The following is an 18,840-nucleotide window of genomic DNA, read 5'->3' as shown; positions in this document are numbered from 1 at the left end:
GATGTCGCGGCGGAGTTAGCGGTTCTTCAACGATAGGCAACGCGCCGCCGGTTCGGTCGGATTTCGGCGCGGTCAAATGCTGCAAAATATGCAAAAGCGGCGTCGGGTTCTCTCGACGCCGCTTTCATATGCGGGCGGCGATACTGCGGACATGGCAGATCCCGTCCGACTTTCGCGGCGCGTCCGCAAAACAGCCCTGACAGGCCTTACCCTGGGGCGCGAGGAGCGCGGCGCCGCCATCGTCGAAATGGCGCTGGTGCTTCCGCTGCTTCTCGCGTTGCTGGTGGGCATACTGGTCTATGGCCAATATTTCATGCTCGCGCATAACGTGCAGCAGGCCGCCAACGACGGTGCCCGCGCATCGATCATCGGTCTCGACGCCGCCGACCGCAGCGCGGTCGCATTGCGCGCGGTGGACCGCAGCCTGCAAGCGATTGGGGGAACGCACAGCGTTGCCGTGTCAGAGACGACCGAGGCAATTACCGTCGCGGTTGCCTTCACTGTGCCGCAGGACAGTCTTTTGCGATCAAGTTTCGTCCCGTCGCCGGGGAACGTCATCCGCGCCCGCGCGACGTTCGAATTGCCGGTGGATTGACCATGACCATCGCATCCTTCCTTCGCAGCCTTCGCCGTCATCGCGGCGCGAGCATCAGCATCACGACGGCGTTCGGCATGACGATGCTGATCGGGGCGGCGGCGTTCGCGGTCGATCTCGGCTCGCTCTACCTCGACCGCCGCAAATTGCAGGGCATCGCCGATGCCGCAGCGATGGCGGCGGCGGGGCGGCCCGGCGAGGAGCAGGCGGCGGCGGAGCGTATCATCGCGGCCAATTGCGATTGCGACATCCGCATCGCTGTATTGAATCGCGGCACGTACACCGCCGACCCGTCGATCCAGGCCGAGCGGCGCTTTGCCGCCGGCGGCGCATCGCCGAATGCGGTACGCATCACGCTGACGCGCGACCGCCCGCTGTTCTTCGGCAGCTTTCTGACGGGCCGGGACGACAGCATCATTCGAGCGACCGCGACCGGTGCGCGGCGCGGCTATGCGGCATTCTCGCTCGGATCGCGCGTCGCGGCGCTGAACGGTGGCCTGCCCAACGCGCTGCTGTCGAGCCTGACCGGCAGCCAGGTCAATCTGTCGGTGATGGATTACAATGCGCTCGCCAGCACCGACATCGACCTGCTTGCCTTTTCGGATGCGCTGCGCACCGAAATCGACGCCGATGTACTGACCTTTGGCCAGACGCTCGACGCCCAGGTGACGTTGCCGCAGGTCGTGTCGGCGCTGGCGGCGGCGTCCGACGGGCAAACGGCGACCGCGCTCGAGCATATCGCCGACCGCGCGCTGCCGCGCCCACTGTTGCCCTCGCGGGCGATCGACCTTGGGCCGCGGTCGTCGAGCATCCGCGTCGACGCCGCCAATCCGGTGAAGGTCAACGCGCTCAGCCTGCTTCGATCGATCCTGCTGCTTGGCAATGCGAACCGTCAGGTCGACCTGTCGCTGGCGAGCAGCCTGCCGGGCGGATCGGGGATCAACATCGCGCTGATGATCGGCGAGCCGCCGGTGGGGTCGCCGCTGATCGCGGTCACCGACACCAACGACGTCATCGTCCGCACCGCGCAGGTGCGTCTGAAGATCGATACGCGCGTCGCGACGCCGTTGGCGAGCGTCCATGTCCCGCTCCTCGCCGAACTCGGGTCCGCGTCGGCGCGCATCACCGACATCGATTGCCGGCCGAACAGCGGCGCCGCCGTGAAACTTGGTGTCGTGACGTCACCTGCAATGGTAGCGATCGGGACGGTCGCGGATTCCGATTTTAAGGACATGAAGCGCCCGCTTGATCCGACGCCGGCGCGCGTGGTGAAACTTCCGCTCGTCAGCGTCGATGCAGAGGCCGAGCTGACCCTGTCGGACCTTAATGAAAAGCAGGTCGCCTTTTCGCGCAGCGAAATCGATGGCGGGCAGGTGAAGACGGTTTCGAGCACGGGATTGGTCGCCGGCGCCGCCAAATCGCTCTCGGACCGCATGGAGCTCGACGTCAACGTCCTCGGGCTTGTCTTGAACCTGAAGGCGCTGACAATGACGATCGGTGAGACCGTGGCGCTGGCCGCGCCGGTGCTCGACACGGTGCTGTCGGATCTCACCGGCCTGTTGGGGGTGCATGTCGGCCAAGCCGATGCGCGGGTCAATGCGCTGCGCTGCGGCAAGGCGCGACTGGTTTGATCGCTTGCGCAATGGCGCCATAACGGGCCCGGCACGGCACAAACTCACGATTTGCCGAGCGAAAGCAAATGGCTGGAAGTGTATAAGTGTCAAGAATTTGGTCTTTCGGGGGTGGGCGTGGCAGCAGCGCAGGAACCGCAGCGCGTATCGGCGGCAGATTTTATCCGCGGCTTTGCCAATTGGCGATTGCAGGCGGCGCGCAAGCCCGTGGTCGTGACGCATCACGGCAAGGATGCGCATGTACTGATTTCGCTCGACGATTATCGCCGTCTCGATGGCGATCCGGCGCGCGACATCGCTTCGACGGCCGATATGCTACAGGAATCGCGTGCAAGTCTTGTCGACTCGTTTCGGGACCCTGTAATCCTGATCGATCGGCAACGGCGGATCATAGCGGTCAATCCCGCGGCATCGGATATTCTGGAAACTCCCGCGGCCCGATTGCTCGGAGAGAATCTGGTCGCTGCGGTGCCGAGCTTGGCGGACAGCCTGGTGTTTCAGTACATCATTCGCTTGATCGACCATCGCGAGCGTTTTTCCGGTGACATTCCGGGCATGCTCCGTCCGCGCCAGTGGCTACATATCGACCTGGTTCCCCTACCAATCGGCGGTGCAATCGTACTGCGCGATGTTAGTGAGGCGATGGAGGGTTTCGCCGCAGGCGACATGCGGCAGGCGATGCTCGACGCGGTCGAGATCGACGGCGGCATCGGGCATGCGCGCATTTCAGTGCGCGAAACGGTCGAGGCGGCGAACGCGATGCTGACCGGCCTTTTGGGAGTCGAAGCCGCCGCCATCCGCCGCGTGCGTTTTTCGGCGCTGTTGGCGGTCGGGCAGCGCGGCGCCTTTGTCGAGGCACTCGAATCGGTCTTCCGGTCGGGCCAGCCCGTCCGCATCGCGTCGCAGATGGTCACGCGCGACGGCGCGGTCATCGATGTCAACCTCTCGATTGTCGAGGTTCGTGGCGCTTACGCCAGCGACGGTGCCGTCATCCTCGTAACGCCCCGCGCCGCGCGTTAGAGCCAGCTTCCATCCTCTCGTTATTGTAGACGCTCGACGACCGCGCACGCTGGACAATCGGCGTTGTTGCGCGCAATCATCGGGCGAAGGAAAGTTGCAAGCGACAACTTTCCGTTTACGTAAAGGTGAGCGCTCAATATAAGGGCGCCATTGCCCAATGGGAGATTCGTGATGGACATGGAATTCAGCCCCGAGGATCTGGCCTTCCAACAGGAAGTTCGCCAGTTCATCGCCGAAAATTACCCCGCCGACCTGCGCGACAAGCAGGATGAAGGCGAAGAAATGTCCAAGGAGGATTTTCTCGCCTGGCACAAGATCCTGTACAAAAAGGGCTGGATCGCACCCGCATGGCCGGTCGAATATGGCGGCACCGGCTGGACGCCGACGCAGCGTTTCATCTGGTCCGAAGAGACCGCGCGCGCCGATTGCATTCGCTTGATGCCCTTTGGCCTCGCGATGGTCGGCCCGGTTATCTACACCTTTGGCACGCCCGAACAGAAAGCCCATTTCCTGCCGCGCATCCTGTCGGGGGAGGACTGGTGGTGTCAGGGCTATTCGGAACCTGGCTCGGGTTCGGATCTCGCTTCGCTTCGCACCACGGCCGTTGCCGATGGCGACGATTATATCGTCAACGGGCAGAAGACGTGGACGACGCTGGCGCAGCATGCCGATTGGGGCTTCTTCCTCGTCCGTACCGACAAGGAAGCCAAGCAGCAGGAAGGCATCAGCTTCCTTCTGATCGACATGAAGTCGCCGGGCATCACGGTGCGCCCGATCATCACGCTGGGCGGCGAGCATGAGGTCAACGAAGTGTGGCTGGAGGACGTCCGCGTGCCCCAGTCGCAGCGCGTCTATGAAGAGAATAAGGGGTGGACCTGCGCCAAGTTCCTGCTCGCGCACGAACGCACCGGCATCGCGGGTGTCGCGGCATCGAAGCGCGGGATCGAAAAGGTAAAGGCGATCGCCCGCACCGAACTCGACGGCGACAAGCCTTTGCTCGCCAACGCCTTCTTCAAGCGCAAGGTCGCCGAGTTGGAAGTCGATCTGGCAGCGCTGGAATTTACCGAACTGCGCAGCCTCGCGGGTCCGAATGCAGGCCGCGGTCCGGGGCCGGAGTCGAGCTTGCTCAAGATCAAAGGGTCGGAGATCCAGCAGCGGCTTACCGAACTGACGCTCGAGGCCGTCGGACATTATGGTGCGCCCTATTTCCGCGGCTTTGGCGAAGGCGACAACGAGCACCCGATCGGGCCGGACTACGCACACCGCGCGGCGCCGACCTATTTCAACATGCGCAAGACGACGATCTATGGCGGGTCGAACGAGATCCAGCGCAACATCATCGCGAAGATGGTGCTCGGCCTCTGACATTGGACGTCATTCCGGCGCATGCCGGAATCTCAACGCTTCGAGCTTGAGACCCCGGCCGTCGCCGGGGTGACGGTGAAATTAGGGAATAGAAGAATGGATTTCACCTACACCGAAACGCAGGACATGATCCGCGACACGCTCGCCCGTTTCCTCGGCGACACCTATGATTTCGAGACGCGCCAGAAGTTCATCAATTCGGACAGCGGCCGCGACCCAGCGATCTGGACCGCGCTTGCGCAGGAATTGGGCATGCTCGGCGCAGCTTTCGCCGAAGAACATGGCGGCCTCGGCGGGGGGGCGCTGGAAAATGCGATCGTGATGGAGGAACTCGGCAAGGTCATCGGGATCGAGCCCTATCTGCCGACCGTCGTCATCGCTGGCGGCGCGCTCAAGGCCGTTGGCGGCGCGCAGGCCGACGCGATGATCCCCGAGATCATCGCGGGCAATGCGATCATCGCTTTCGCCTATGCCGAGCCGCAGGGTCGCTATGACCTTGCCAACCTGCGCACCACCGCGAAGAAGGACGGCGCGGGTTATGTGCTGAACGGCCACAAGGGCGTCGTATACGCCGCGCCGTGGGCGACGCATCTGCTCGTCACCGCGCGCACCGGGGGCAATGTCCGTGATCGCGACGGCGTGTCGCTGTTCCTGATCGACGCCAATTTGCCCGGGATCGTCCGCCGTGACTATCCGACTGTCGATGGAAGCCGCGCGTCCGAAATCTATTTCGAAAATGTCGCGATCCCCGGCGATGCGCTTCTCGGCGGCGAAGGCTCCGGGCTGCCGCTGATCGAACAGATCGTCGACGAAGCGACCGTCGCGGTGTGTGCCGAGGCGACCGGCGTGATGCAGAAACTGCATGAAGGCACGCTTGAATATACGCAGCAGCGCAAGCAGTTCGGGGTGCCGATCGCGAAGTTCCAGGTGCTCCAGCACCGCATGGTCGACATGTTCATGGAGGTCGAACAGGCGCGCTCGATGACGATCATGGGGACGCTGAAACTGGGCCTGCCCGCGAACGAGCGCATGGCGGCGGTCTCGGCTGCGAAGGCAAAGGTCGCGCGCGGCGCCAATTTCGTCGGGCAGAATGCGATCCAGACGCACGGCGGCATCGGTATCACGCAGGAACTGGCGATCGGCCATTATTTCAAGCGCGCGACGATGATCGAGGGCCAGTTCGGCAGCCACGATTATCATATGGACCGCTATGAACGGATCACGCTGGCCGACTAATAGTCCAACGCCGTCGGCGGAGCCTCAATAGGCGACGTCGACGGCGATCCGGAGCGTGCGCGGGCGGAGCGGGGTCATGAAACCCTCGTTACCTTCGACGAAGGGCGTGCCGAGCGAAAAGCGGTTGCCGCGCGAATCGAACAAATTTGTCAGCGTCAGCGACAGGCCGCGTCGCGCGTTGCCGACGCGCATCGCGACCCCCGTGTCGATATAGTCGCCCTGGCTCTCGCCGAGCACCGGTCCGATGCCAAGCCGCGATGGACCGATGTAATTCGCCCATCCGTTGACGCGGAAATCCTCGTCGCCGATCATGGCCGCATAGTTGACCGATCCGCGCACCGCGTGGCTCGCGACATTGGGAATTCGGCCAAGGCGGGCCGGGGCGGCGTCGAATACCGGCAAAATCTGCGGCGAGAGATCGTCGACCCGGCTGTGGTTATAGACTGCGCCGAGTTCGAAGGTCAGCGCGGCGGTCGGCCGCATCGCGACCGCGCCCGACAGGCTGGTGATGCGACCGTCGCCGATATTGGCGGTGGTCGGGAACCCGGTGCTGTCGATGAAATCGGCCTGGATATTGCGCCAGCGGCTGTGCGAGATCGAAATGCTGGCGTCGAGCAGGCTCTGCCCCTTGTCGCCGAAACGCATGCCCGCTTCCCAGGTGCGGACCTGATCGTTGAGGAAGCGGCGGACGAAATTGCCGTCGACGGCGAGGCCACCGGGCCGGAAACCCTCTTGGTAGCGCGCGTAGAGCCGGACATTGTGCAGCGGCGTCGCAAGCAGCGAGAAGGAAGGCAGCAGGTCGGTCTCGTTGCGCGACGCGGTCGTTGCGCGGTTCGCCTGGGCCAAAGCAAAGGACACGCCCTCGGCTTCGCCGCCGAGCTTGGCGTGCGACAGGCGAACGCCGCCCGATGCGATCAGGTCGGGCATCACTTCGACGGTCGCCTCGGCATAGCCGGTGAATTCGGTGATCTTGTTGGTCACGCCCGGAAGCATCGCACGGAGCGGGCCATAGGCATATTCGCGGTTCTGCCGCGCGCGATTGTCGATAAAGCTGGCGCCGACGACCCAGCCGAGGCCGTCGCTGTACGGGCGCGACAGGCGGTTTTCGCTGACGAACATCCGCGTCGCGTTGCGCTGGTCGAGCACGCGCGGGACGTCGTTCAGCGGAATGACCTGGATCGGCGCGAACAAGCGGGCGACATCGACGGTTCCAACCGACGGCGGAGCCGGGACGCCCCCGTTGGACAGGTCGGTCCCTTGCCGCGCTTCGGGCAGGCTGGCGTCGAAGCGTTCGAACAGGCGGTGGTCGATATAGGCGTTCGACGACTGGAAATGCAGATCGTCCCAATCCTTCATCACCACGATCGTACCCATGCCGTAGCGCGCCGTCGCATTCTGCTCGACCATCGAGGCGCGCGTGAGCGGCGGGCCGTCCTTGTCGGCATATTGCGCGTCGTCCGACGTGATCGCCTGATAGACGCCGCCGAGGTCGATCGTCCAACTGTCGCCGGCCTCGAAACGAAAGGTGCCGCGCCCGCCGCGCACATGGACGCGGTTGACGTCGTTCTGGCCGCGCAGCGGATTGTCGATATAGCCGCCGTCGGTGAGCATATAGCCGACGAGACGCAGGGCATGGCCGTCGTCGCTGACCGGGATATTGGTGATCGCCGCAATATCGCCGCCGGGGTCGCCATGCTGGGTAACCGATACGCCGGCGATCGCCTGCACCGTCATTTCGCGCGGGTCGGGCGCCTTCGGCACGACGCGGATGATGCCGCCGAGCGAACCGGCACCGTAGAGCGTTCCTTGCGGCCCTTCGAGGATTTCGACATTGTCGATGTCGTAGAGACGGAGATCGGGGTCAGGGGCGTTATAGCTCAGCCGGATGTCGCCCAGATATTGGCCCACGGTCGACTGGGTCGGGCCGGTGAAGCTGGAATCGGCGATACCGCGAATGAATAGCTTGTTGCGCCCCGAACCCAGATGGGTCGAGGAGACGGTCGCGGTGCGCGACAGGATCGAGTCCATTCCGCGCTCGCCGCCAAACGCCAAATCGCCGCCATCCAATTGGGTGACGACGCCGGCGAAGTGGGTAAGGGGCAGATCGGTCTTCGTCGCGGTGACGATGATTTCGTCCTGCGCCGCGGCAACCGCATCATTCGATGGCTCGCGCGCGCGCGGCTGCGGCGCCTGCCGTGGCGCCGGTGCGGAGCGCGCGACGCGGGAAGGTTGGGCCGGGCGGCGTTCGATACGCCAGCTTGTCGCGCTGACCCGCACCGCGCGCGCATCGGATCCGTCGAGCAGGCGCTTGATCGCCTTTTCGACGCTCATCCGTCCGCGCACCGGTTTGACGCGCGCCTGCCAGAGTTTCGCATCGCCCACGCTGATGCTGACGCCGGCCTGCCGGCTGATGACCGGGAGCACGGTCGACAGGCTCCCCTTGGGGACGTCGAACGCGCGTTCCTCCGCCGCCTGAACCTGCACGGGCAGGCACAGCGCTATCGTTGCTGCGGCAAGGGAAAGGCGCGGGTGCATGTTCAGCGGGTCAATATCCAGCCATCGCCCTGGCGCTGGGCCGTGGTTCCCGACAGTGCCGCGAGATCGGCGATCGTGCGGTTCCGGTTCTTGTCGATGATGAGTGCACCGCGGAACGACAGGTCGCTCGCTTCGGGTGCGATGCGCACTTGCATTCCGGCAGTGCGCTTCAAATCCTCGGCCACAACCGCAAGCGGGGTGCCATTGTAGACGAGCAGGCCGCTACGCCAGCCGCCGATACTCGCGACGTCGACGTCCTGAACGACCGGCGGTTGGCGGTCGCCGTCGCGCGCTTCGATGCCCTTGCCCGCGACGAGGCGGATCTTGTCGCGGTCGGGGTTGTACAGGACGATCCCTTCGGACACGGCGACAGACGTCTGGCGGTCGCGGCGCACAACGTTGAACGCGGTGCCAAGGTCGACAATCCTTGCATCGCCCGTCTCGACCACGAACGGATCGTTGTCGCGATGCACGACATGGAACATCGCTTCGCCCGATTCCAGCCGGGCAAAGCGTGGGCGATCCTTGTCGATCTCGATCACCGAAGCGCCGTTGATCTCGATCTTCGACCCGTCGGCGAGCGCGATGGTGCGATGTTCGCCAGCCACCGTCTCGATCCGGCTGTCGTTGCCGAGCAGGCCAAGGCTCGACAGGCTGATCGCGCCGACCAGCGCGGCGGCGATCGCGCCGCCGAACCATGTGCGCCGTGACGGGCGGCGCGGTGCGTCGGGGACGATCACGACCGACGGTTTCGGCGCGGCGGGCAGGGCATCGAGGTCGCGGTCGAGGCTGGCCAGGGCGTCGTAGATCGCGTTATGCTCCGGATCCTCGGCAAGCCAGTCGGCAAAGCCGTCCCAGTCGTCGAACAGGGGATCGCGCTGGCGGATCAGCCAGTCGATCGCGCGGGCCTCGACGTTCGCCGCGTCAGCTTGCATCGAACTGCCTCCGTATGGTGGCGAGCGCCGCATAAACTTTGCGCAGGTCGGCTTCGACGGTGCTCAGGCTGACCCCCATTTCACTGGCAATATCGCGTTGATGGATGCCGTCGACGCGGAACCGGCGAAAGATGCGCGCCGGTCGTTCGCCGGTCGCCGTAATCGCGGTTTCGACAAGCGCGAGTTGTTCGCGCGAGATCAGCGAGGTTTCGGTCGATGGGATTTGCGTGGCCGATGCTTCGCCCCATGCCTTGTCGCGCAGATCGCTCTGACGCGCCGACCGATAGCGGTCGAGCATCAGATTGTTCGCGGCGCGCATGATATAGGGCAGGGGGTCGGCGATGGGGCCGGTCTTTCGGTCGGTCATCCGCATCCACAGGTCCTGGAACAGGTCCTCGGCGCCGTCGCCCGCACCGCGTACCTCCAGAAATCGCACGATGCGATCCCGGTTGGCGAGCAATACGCCTTCGATGCCCTGTGCGGCGTCGGTTCGGTCGCGCGACTCTGTCATGGATTGCTTGCTTTGGAACGCCATCTTCTGCCGGTGAGCGCCACCCCGATGTGCGCCATACGTCCCCCTGATGACGCCGTCATATAGCGCCCATCGTCCGCCGCGCAACTGCGGTGCTTTGAAAGAGAGGGCGGGCTGTGCAAGCATCTGTTTTGTCGTTTCATTTCTGCCTAGGCAAGGGGGAAGCGTGGGTAGGGGTTACGCTTCCCCCTTGCGGGCGGGGCCGGCCGGGGGGCTAGAGGCCGACCCGCAGACTCGCACGGAAAGCCCAGCCGATATGGCTTTGCTGTTCTTCCGCGGACACTTCGCCAGCGACCTGAAAGGCCGAATTTCCGGCGATGCCACGGAAGCGGCCGACCCAGCCGCTCGTGCGATCATCAGGAGTAAGGGTGAAGGGCGTGCCGTTCTTGAACGACGCCGTCGTCGCGCCCAGCGTGCCGCCGACGATCTGGCGGCGGCCGCCTTCGAGTTCGAAGCGCGTCCAGCCGTCATATTCGTCGGCACCGCCGAAATCGAGGCCGACGGCTACGGTACCCGACACCGCGAGTTCATCGCTGTCACGGCTGAGCACGGTGAGGTCGAGTGCGTCGCCGCCGCCGGTTTCCTGATAGCCGTCTTCCTTCAGCTTGAAGTAATCGACCGCAACCATCGGGCGGAAGCTCAAGCCTCCGACGCGCGTGTCATAGGCGACCGAGCCCGAGGCCGACCACAAGGTGCCGTCCCATTTGCCCTTCATCGTCTTTTCGATGTCATCGGCACCGGCTTCGGCGCGGAAGATGCGCGTGCCCTTCAGGCTGATCGGGGCGCCCGACACGCGGGCGTTCGCCATGAAACCGTTGGAGCGCAGGCGCCAGTGCAGCGCACCTTCGAACTGGCTGGTGCTGACTTCATTGGCGTTTCTGCCATTGCCGTCCTTGCCGCTGAGATAGGCGATCGAGCCACCGAAGTTGCCGAGATCGGTCTTGATTTCGGCGCCGCCCGAAATGCCCCAGCCGCTGACGTCGTAGCTCGCGGTGTCGCCGACGCTCTTCGACGTGCCCCAGACGGCTTGGTTGACCCAATAGCCCCACTTGCCCTCGTCCTGGAACGGCGCGTTGGGATCCTGGAGGTAACGCGACAGGGCGCGCGAGCCCGAGGTGACGGTTTCGAAGACGCCGCCTTCATGCTCGGGAAGCATCTGGCCAAGCTGATTGCGGAACTGGTCGCCGTCGGTGATGCCGAGGAAGACATCCTCGATCTTCTGGTCGGCGATCACCGCATCGAGCACCGCGTCGAACGCGCCCGATTCCGAGCGATTGAGCCCGAGTTCGGTCACCGACTTGCGCGATACATCGACGATCAGCTGCGTTGCGTTCGAGGTCAGCGTGCCCTTGTAGAGGAAGGGCAGCAGCGTCTGCGATGCGGTCAGATTGTTGGCGCCGGTCAGCGTGCCGGCGGTGAGCACGATATGCTTGCCCTCGGCCTTTTCGATGCTCGACAGCTTGAGCGCGAGCTTGGATTCGGCGCCAAAGCTGGCGTTGCCGCTGACCTGAAGGTTGGTTCCGGTGGTGCCGGTATCGAGCATCACGCCGAGGGTGCCCTTCTCGGTGACCGCGAGCGACGAGATCGTGGCGGCGCCACCGACGTCGAAGGTGCCGCCGCTGACCGCAACGGCCAGCCCCTGCGAGTTGGCGAGCGTGCCAGAGAAGATCGACGTGCCGCCGATTGAGAGCGTATCGGCGCCGCCACCGAAGTCCGCGAGACCGGTGAATTTCGACGTGCCGGCGAGCGTCATCGTGTCGCTGCCGGTGCCAAAGCGGGCGTTGCCGGCGTAAGTGGCGTCGCCCGACAGCGCGAGCTTGTTGTTGCCGGCGCCGAAGAAGCTGTTGCCCTTCACCGACCCGTCGGCGATGTCGAACACGTCGTTGCCGCCACCAAAGCGGACGTCGCCGACGATGCTGGGGGCCGTGACGCCCGACGCGACCGCGGTCTGCTTGACCGTTGCGCCAACATTGTTCGCCGACAGATCGATCGCGATGTTGCGGTCGGAGGTGGCGAGGGCGCCGGTGGCGCTGATTGCGCCGCTGTTTTCGACCGTCGTAACAGTGCCCGACAAGTCGACGATGGCACGCGCGGTGCCGTTCTCGCCGCCGGTCTTTGCGTTGATCGAACCGCTGTTGCGGATCAGCGGGACGTTGCCGCCGGCTTCGATCAGCACCGCGGTCGCGACAGCGTTCGCGGCTTTGCCGCCGGACGTGGCGTCAATCTTGCCCGCGTTGCGGATTTCGGGTGTGGTGGCGCCGCTCCCGACCCGGATGGCCGTCGCCGCGGTGTCCACTGACAGGGCGGTTACGCTGCCGGTCGCGCCGATGCCGATACCGCCCGCAATGGTGACCGCGCCGCCAAGGCCGCCCACCTGGATGCCATTGCCATCCTTGCCGGCGTAGAGGCCGTTGCCGAGCACGGCGCCGTCGATGATGAGGCCGAGACCGGTGCCGGTCCCGCCGACGGGACCAATCGTAACCGCACGGTCAGCCGAGCCGATCTTGATCGCGGCGGCCGAACCGAAGGAGCGCACGACGGCGTTTCCTTCCTTGTCGTCTTCGATGCCGTCCTTGTCCTCATCCTTGTCGTCGGCCTTCGTATCCTTGGGCGCGACCGCAAGGATGATGCCGCCGGTAACGTTGCCTTCGACCGACAGCGCGCTGCCGCCGATCAACAGATCGTCGGCGTCGAGTTTCGACGGGTCGGCAGGGGCGGTGGTGAAGCGGTAGCCGCTTGCCGTGAGATTGCCCTGGACAACCAGCGCGCCGGTGACATCGCCTGCAAGCCGTGCGCCGATCGCGTCGACACCCTGCGCGCTGATCGTACCAGCCAAGCGGACGTTTCCGGTGACATTCTGCAAGCCGACGCCAAGTGCGCGGTCGCCGACGACGGTAATGGTGCCATCGTTGGTGAAATTGCCGGTCAGCGGGCCACCGAGGCGAATGCCTGCGGAATTGTTGCCCTCGATTGCGATCGTGCCCGAGTTGACGATATTGCCGGCAAAAGCGCCCGCGGTTGCGATGCCGACACGGTTGCTGCCGATCGCGAAGGCGCCGTCGATGTCGCCGTCATTGTCGATGTCGGTGGGCGCATAGGTTTCGCCGATCGTGATCTTGCCCGTGGCGCTGTTGGTGATGCCGCCCGTCGTCCCGGCGTTCGCGAGGATACCCGTGGCGCCGTCGACGTTGCTGAACTCGATCGTGCCTTCGTTGACGACCTTGTTGTTGCTGTCGATGGTGACAGCGGGGCCGGTAACCGTCGGCTTGATCGATCCGGCGGCGACGATCTTGATGTCATCGGCAGCGCCCGATTTGATCGTGGAGGTCCGCACTGGCGCCGTGGTGGCGGTGCTGATCGTCGTCTCGGCATAAGCGGGGGTCGAAAGAAGGGTGGCCAGGCAGGTGGAGGCCAGCAAGGTCTTGCGCATCGGGTTCCTCTTGTGATCGGGGCCGGGATGTCATCCCGGCGATAATCACAAGACGGAGCGGGAACCGCGCAGCCTTGGAAAAATAATGCGCCCTAATCGCGCGGGGCAATCTCGATCAATGTCAGGCCCAGCGTCGAGGCGTTTTGCACCGCCTCTTCGCGACTGTTCGCACGCAATTTTCGCATGACATTCTTGAGATGCCATTTGACCGTTTCGGGCGCGAGCTGGAGCGTCCGGGCGATTTCCTTGTTCGATTCCCCGGCGTTCAGCGCGCTCAATATCTCGATCTCGCGTTCGGTCAGGAAGGAAAAGGCTTCGCCCGGCGCGGCGGAGGTGCTGCCCTCGAGCGCGGGATTGCGCCGCGACGGTTCTGCCAGCTTGAGCAGCGCGAGGAAGGAGCCCGACGAATAGGCCTCGCTGCAAAAATTCTGGACCGCGCGTACGCCTGTCACATCGAGTATGTCGACGATCGTGCGATGGAAGCCGGCGCTGGCTGCGTGATTGAGAAAACGCACCGTCTCGAGTTCGACCATCTTGTCACAGCGCCCGCTGAGCTGCGGGAGGATGTTGAGGAGCGTCGCGGTAGCTCGAAGCTCGGCATCATCGGCATTCGACGCAAGGCGCAGAAGCCGCTCCGCCACCGTCGTGAGCCGGGGACGGTCGCCATGGGCGATCGCTTCATAGGCCCGCATTTCGCAGAGTAAGGCAAAGGCGCGTCCCTGCGCCGATAGCGGGTCGAGCACGGCGGCGCCCTCATCGGCGACCGCCAATACGGCTTCCGCATCGATCGTCGGCGGCAATCTGAGCCGCGACCGCTCGACAACGCACATGGCCTTCAACGGCATCCAATTACGTTCGAAAGCGATCTGTTCGGCGCGGTCGATCAAGGTCGCGGCGTCATCCACCTTGGCTGTCGCCGCTGCGGCCCGAATGCAGATTTGAAACGCTTCGATGAGCGCATCCTGAAAACAGCTTGGTTCCAGCCAGGGAAGGGCGCTGGCGGCGAGGTTCGCGGCCCCGGACAGGTCATCCCGTTCGTAACGACTGCGCGCCAGCGCGGCATCGATCAAGGCGCCCGCCAAACCGGGCTGGCCCGGAATCCGGCGGCCGTCACGCAACACCCGTTCGGCCTCCGCCATCTGTCCCTGGGCGCGGGCGGCCGCCGCTCTGGCACGGGTCGCGAGCGCCGTTGGCAAAGCCTTTGCGGTCGCGGCAGCGCAGGGCCGGAGCGGCCTGACGACATCGTGCACCAAGCCGAAAAGACCGCGGCTTTGCGCTCCGCATGCAAGAAAGGCGCGCATCATGTCGACGGCAAAGCCCGACAGTCGCTCTGGCGCCGCCAGAAACTGGTCTCCTTCCTCGACCACAGTCTCGGGTAGGTCTTGGACAAGGGCGGCGTGAAGCACACCGATCACTTGTGCTTCGTCTGCTTCGCCCGCGGCCCGGAGTGCGGCAATTGCCGCTGGGGCATCGGGCTCCGCAGTCAGCACCGCTATCCAGGCGCGAGCACGGATGAGGGCTGCGTTTTCCGAAATCTGCTCGCGCGGAAGCGCATCGAGCCAAGCGGCTAGTTGCTCGACATCGCCGCGCGCGAGGGCTGACAGCGCGGTGAGGCCGACCAGTCGCGCCGCATCGGCGTCAGCGTCAGCGGACAGAAACTGGTCGATCGCATGTGCGACAAGGCCGCGCGCTTCATAGTAGCGTCCCGCGACACGATGGAGTTCGACTGCGCGTTCGGGCTCGTGCTGGTCGAGAAATCTCCGGAATACCGCCCGAACGGCGGGGTGGACATAATACCAGCCATTGCCGTCGTCGGATCGCTCGACAAACATGCCTCGTGCGTGAAGATCTTCGAGGATCGATATGCCCCGGTCTCCTTCGCCCAGCAACCGCACCAGCTCGTCGTTCAATAGCGGAGCGACACTGGCGCGGCCGAGAAATCGCCATATTCCGTCGTGCTGTTCATTCCATAGCGGTAACAGATAGGCATCGATTTGCGCCGTGAGCGCGCTCCAGTCGCCTTTTTCGAGCCGATCCAGTTTCTGTACGGCCATCCGCAGCCCAATGGGCCAGCCGAGCAGCAATCCATGGAGTTTTTCGCAGCCACGGGCATCAAGTCCCGAACCCGCAGTGCGCAAAAAGGCCCATAATTCTTCATTCGTCAGCCCGATCTCGGCCCGGCCGAACCGCAGCAGCATGCCGCGGCCTTCGATGTCGTCGAGCCGGATCGCCGAAGCATCGCGCCCGACGAGGACAAGGCGCAACTGGGGCGGTGGATGGCGTAACAGGCGGTCGAGAACGTCGACCATGCGCGGTTCGGCGAGGCGGTCGATATTGTCGAGGACAAGAAGCACCGGCTGGTCGCAGGCCTCGATCCGTTCGGCCAGCGCACTGGCGAGGGTGGCCGCGGAGGCGGGGGCGGCACATAGCGCGCTGACGCTATCCTCGGCGGGAGCGCCCCGCGCGAGGCGCACCGCTTCGAACAAGTGCCCGATAGCTCCGGAGTCATTGTCGTCGGGATCGAAGGATACCCAGCCGGCGTACCAGCCAATCGAACGGGCTTGTGCAAAGAGCGCCGCGGCAAAGGCCGTCTTGCCATAGCCCGCAGGCGCCCGAACGAAGCAGATTTCATGTCGCGCAATCGCATCGAGCCAGGATTGCCACCGTTCGATACCAACGAGATCGTCGGGAAAGCGGGGCGGGGCGAACTTGCCGCGCGTTACCGGTCGCGGTTCCGCCGCGCGGTGCGGTGCTTTTGAGTCGGTCCTCGATCCCGGCTGGATGGTCATATATTCGCCCTCCATCTGCCTGCCATGGCTATAGCCATGCGGGGGCGACTGCAAGCGTCCCCCCCATCGCTCCCCCCGCCGCCCGGTCTGTCATTGCAGGGGTGCGCGCCATAGCCTCCCATGTGTCGAAGGGCCCACACAGAATGGGTTCGAACCGTGGGAGAAAAGGCGTGACGAAGAAGGCTATCCTGGCAAGCTGCTTGTCCACCACCATGTTGTTCGGCTGGCACGCCGCCGTGCAGGCGCAAGAGGCGGAGTCAGCCGCCCCCGTGGTCGCCGAAGAGGCTGGCGGCATCGCGGAAATCGTCGTCACCGCGCAAAAGCGCGAACAGCGGCTGCAGGATGTGCCGGCGGCGGTCTCCGCCATCGGCGGCGACGCGCTTCAGGCCCGCGGTATCAATGAAACCTCCGACCTGATGGGCGCAGTGCCGAGCCTTCAGATATCGACCCCCTATGGCAAAACGCAACCGAACTTCTCACTGCGTGGGATCTCGGTCGCGAACGAGTTTTCGGCGTCCACCGCGTCGCCGGTCGGCGTTTATGTCGACGAAGTCTATCAAAGCTTCCGCGCCAGCCATGGCGGGCAGCTCTACGATATCGACCGGGTCGAGGTGCTGCGCGGACCGCAAGGCACGCTCTATGGCCGCAACACGACGGGCGGCGCGATCAGCTTCTTCACCCGCAAGCCGGGACTGGGCGCTGACGAGGGCTATTTCACCATCGGTTACGCCAATTACGACACCAAGACGGTCGAGGGCGGTTTCGAAAAGACGCTGGTCCCGGACGTCCTCGGTATCCGCGTCGCGGGGACGGTCGCAAAGGGTGACGGCTGGCAATATAACCCGGCGCAGGGCCGCGACGCCGCCACGACCGACTCGATGGCAGGCCGCATTTCGCTGCGCTGGAAGCCGTCCGACACGCTCGACATCAACCTGAAGGTCTATGCGGCGAAGGACGATCCGTGGACGGCCAATGCCTATTCGATCGGCCAGTTCGCGAACGGCGAGGATATCGTCGGCTATTCGCGCTTCAATCCGGCACAGAATGGCGGCCGCGCGCTCCGCAAGAACGAAGTGTCCGCCGATCAGGGCGGCAAGTCGCTTTCCTCGTCGAAAGGCGTCGCGCTCAACATTGCGCTGGAGCTCAATGATTATTTCACGCTGACCTCGATCACCGGCTATGACACGGGCAAATACAGCATCTCGCCGAACGATTGTGACGGCTCGCCGCTCAATGTCTGCTCGATCAGGTTCAACAGCCGCAGCAAGAATTTCAATCAGGATCTGCGGCTGAACTATTCGGACGACAGCATCGATTTCGTCGGCGGCCTCTATTATGGCAAGGACACCATCAAGACGCGCAACGAGCCCGATTTCTTCGGCGAATTGCGGCCACTCCTCTTGGGACTGGGCGTTCCCGGCGGTTACAATAACGCCCCGATCGGAACGCCCGATTCCATCCGCGTGCTGCCGGCCTTCGCGCTCGATCCAACCCTGACGCCCGGCTCGGCGGGCTTCTGCGATCCCGTCGTCGTCAACCCGAACGGCTTTTTCGATGCGCGGACGCTGGTCGCGTATCAGACCGATGCGGCGATCAACAACAGGGGGAATTTCCCGGCAGGCGGCGCCTATTATCAGGGCTGCCTCGCCGCCGGCGCAGGCCCTTTCGGACCGATCATGGGGGAACAAAGGTTCGACATCCAGCGCCCGTCAAAGGCGATCTATGGCGACCTCACATGGAAGGCCACCGACAAGCTGACCTTGGCCGTCGGCCTTCGCTACACGATGGACAAGGTGAAGTTCCGAAATGGCAGCACGATCATCACCGCTCTCGACGGCGTGACGCCGGTGGTCAACCTGATCCCCTATGCCTTCCCCTATAATCCCAACCTGCCGAAGATGAATCTGCAGGAAAAGGCAAACCGCCTGACCGGCCGGGCCAATGTCAGCTATCAGTTCACCGACGATATCATGGGCTATCTGCAGTATAGCCGCGGTTATCGCAGCGGCAGCTATAACGGCCTCGCCTATCAGGGCACGAACCAGGTCTATTATATCAAGCCCGAAAAGGTGAACGCCTATGAAGGCGGCCTGAAGACGCAGTTCCTCGACCGCCGCGTACAGCTCAACCTCGCGGGCTTCTATTATGACTATTCGAACCAGCAGACGACGCAGGTTGTCGGCGCGACAACCTTCACCCGCAGCGCCAACGGCCGCGTGTGGGGCGGCGAGGCCGAACTGACGGTCGCGCCGGTCGACGGGCTGCAGCTCAATGCGGCCTTCGGTTACCTCAACAGTAAATATAAGGGCAATGTGGTCGACCCGAACGACCCCGCGACCCAGTTCACGCGAAATGTGAATGGCAATCCGTTCCCCAATGCGCCCAAAATCACCTTCAACGCCGGGTTCGATTGGGATATTTTCGAGAAGGGCGAGAGCAAGCTGACGCTGCGCGGCGACGCTAGCTATATGGGCAAATATTATTTCGACGCCTTTGGCGATTACGGGCTCGACCCCTGTGACAAGCCCGGCGCGCCGGGCGCGGTTCGCCCAGCGGGCGTCGCCTTTACCTGCGGCAATCCGGGATATTGGCTGCTCAACAGCCGCCTGACCTATCAGGCAAACGACAATCTGTCGGTCAGCGCGTGGGTCAAGAACCTGACCAACAAATATTATTACACCTACGGCCTCAACATCGATGTCTTCGGGCTCGATTATCTGAACCGCGGGACACCACGCACCTACGGCGTCGAAGCGACCTTCAAATTCTGAT

The 18,840-nt window shown here is 64.1% G+C and carries 11 protein-coding genes; 6 read left to right on the top strand and 5 right to left on the bottom strand.

From position 1 onward, the window contains the following. Window positions 1–76 precede the first annotated feature (76 nt). The 5 genes from GGC65_RS02920 (at window position 77) to GGC65_RS02900 (ending at window position 5,847) form a co-directional block, all read left to right on the top strand. Window positions 77–595, top strand: a complete 519-nt coding sequence (locus GGC65_RS02920; protein WP_225940647.1) for a TadE/TadG family type IV pilus assembly protein — start codon at window positions 77–79, stop codon at window positions 593–595. A gap of 2 nt (window positions 596–597) precedes the next feature. Beyond that, complete coding sequence (locus tag GGC65_RS02915) at window positions 598–2,226, top strand: TadG family pilus assembly protein (protein WP_192645794.1); 1,629 nt, start codon at window positions 598–600, stop codon at window positions 2,224–2,226. Between the two features lie 117 nt (window positions 2,227–2,343). After that, window positions 2,344–3,246 carry a PAS domain-containing protein gene (locus GGC65_RS02910; protein WP_192645793.1) on the top strand — a complete coding sequence of 301 codons (903 nt, stop codon included), beginning with the start codon at window positions 2,344–2,346 and terminating at the stop codon, window positions 3,244–3,246. Between the two features lie 171 nt (window positions 3,247–3,417). Beyond that, a complete protein-coding gene (locus tag GGC65_RS02905) occupies window positions 3,418–4,611 on the top strand; it encodes an acyl-CoA dehydrogenase family protein (protein ID WP_192645792.1) in 1,194 nt (397 codons plus the stop codon). Window positions 4,612–4,707: 96 nt separating this feature from the next. Next, window positions 4,708–5,847, top strand: coding sequence for an acyl-CoA dehydrogenase family protein (locus GGC65_RS02900; RefSeq protein WP_192645791.1), 1,140 nt, complete (start codon window positions 4,708–4,710; stop codon window positions 5,845–5,847). 24 nt (window positions 5,848–5,871) lie between these two features. On the opposite strand, the gene GGC65_RS02895 is transcribed toward GGC65_RS02900, so the two are convergent. The 5 genes from GGC65_RS02895 to GGC65_RS02875 all read right to left on the bottom strand — a co-directional run bounded on the left by GGC65_RS02895 (window position 5,872) and on the right by GGC65_RS02875 (window position 16,122). Continuing rightward, window positions 5,872–8,382, bottom strand: a complete 2,511-nt coding sequence (locus tag GGC65_RS02895) for a TonB-dependent receptor domain-containing protein (protein ID WP_192645790.1) — start codon at window positions 8,380–8,382, stop codon at window positions 5,872–5,874. A 2-nt stretch (window positions 8,383–8,384) separates the two neighbouring features. Beyond that, a complete protein-coding gene (locus GGC65_RS02890; RefSeq protein WP_192645789.1) occupies window positions 8,385–9,317 on the bottom strand; it encodes a FecR family protein in 933 nt (310 codons plus the stop codon). After that, window positions 9,307–9,828, bottom strand: a complete 522-nt coding sequence (locus GGC65_RS02885; protein ID WP_192645788.1) for a sigma-70 family RNA polymerase sigma factor — start codon at window positions 9,826–9,828, stop codon at window positions 9,307–9,309. Before GGC65_RS02885 ends, GGC65_RS02890 begins: the two co-directional genes overlap by 11 nt. 235 nt (window positions 9,829–10,063) lie before the next feature. Continuing rightward, a complete protein-coding gene (locus GGC65_RS02880) occupies window positions 10,064–13,279 on the bottom strand; it encodes an autotransporter domain-containing protein (protein ID WP_192645787.1) in 3,216 nt (1,071 codons plus the stop codon). Between the two features lie 92 nt (window positions 13,280–13,371). Then, the gene (locus tag GGC65_RS02875; protein WP_192645786.1) at window positions 13,372–16,122 is read right to left on the bottom strand and encodes a helix-turn-helix transcriptional regulator; all 2,751 of its coding nucleotides are present in this window, start codon (window positions 16,120–16,122) and stop codon (window positions 13,372–13,374) included. Window positions 16,123–16,238: 116 nt separating this feature from the next. Between GGC65_RS02875 and GGC65_RS02870 the strand changes: the two genes are divergently transcribed. Then, complete coding sequence (locus GGC65_RS02870; RefSeq protein ID WP_318780109.1) at window positions 16,239–18,839, top strand: TonB-dependent receptor; 2,601 nt, start codon at window positions 16,239–16,241, stop codon at window positions 18,837–18,839. The last annotated feature ends 1 nt before the right edge of the window (window position 18,840 follow it).

Origin of the sequence: Sphingopyxis sp. OAS728 (genome assembly GCF_014873485.1) — a bacterium.
GTDB lineage: Bacteria > Pseudomonadota > Alphaproteobacteria > Sphingomonadales > Sphingomonadaceae > Sphingopyxis.
Note: the sequence above shows the minus strand (reverse complement) of the source record. Positions and strands in the feature narration are given on the sequence as shown.

Excerpts from the sequence above, each read along its gene's own strand:
- GGC65_RS02920 (WP_225940647.1), top strand. The coding sequence starts at position 77 with ATGCTGCAAAATATGCAAAAGCGGCGTCGGGTTCTCTCGACGCCGCTT.
- GGC65_RS02915 (WP_192645794.1), top strand. The coding sequence starts at position 598 with ATGACCATCGCATCCTTCCTTCGCAGCCTTCGCCGTCATCGCGGCGCG.
- GGC65_RS02905 (WP_192645792.1), top strand. The coding sequence starts at position 3,418 with ATGGACATGGAATTCAGCCCCGAGGATCTGGCCTTCCAACAGGAAGTT.
- GGC65_RS02900 (WP_192645791.1), top strand. The coding sequence starts at position 4,708 with ATGGATTTCACCTACACCGAAACGCAGGACATGATCCGCGACACGCTC.
- GGC65_RS02895 (WP_192645790.1), bottom strand. The coding sequence starts at position 8,382 with ATGCACCCGCGCCTTTCCCTTGCCGCAGCAACGATAGCGCTGTGCCTG.
- GGC65_RS02890 (WP_192645789.1), bottom strand. The coding sequence starts at position 9,317 with ATGCAAGCTGACGCGGCGAACGTCGAGGCCCGCGCGATCGACTGGCTG.
- GGC65_RS02885 (WP_192645788.1), bottom strand. The coding sequence starts at position 9,828 with ATGACAGAGTCGCGCGACCGAACCGACGCCGCACAGGGCATCGAAGGC.
- GGC65_RS02880 (WP_192645787.1), bottom strand. The coding sequence starts at position 13,279 with ATGCGCAAGACCTTGCTGGCCTCCACCTGCCTGGCCACCCTTCTTTCG.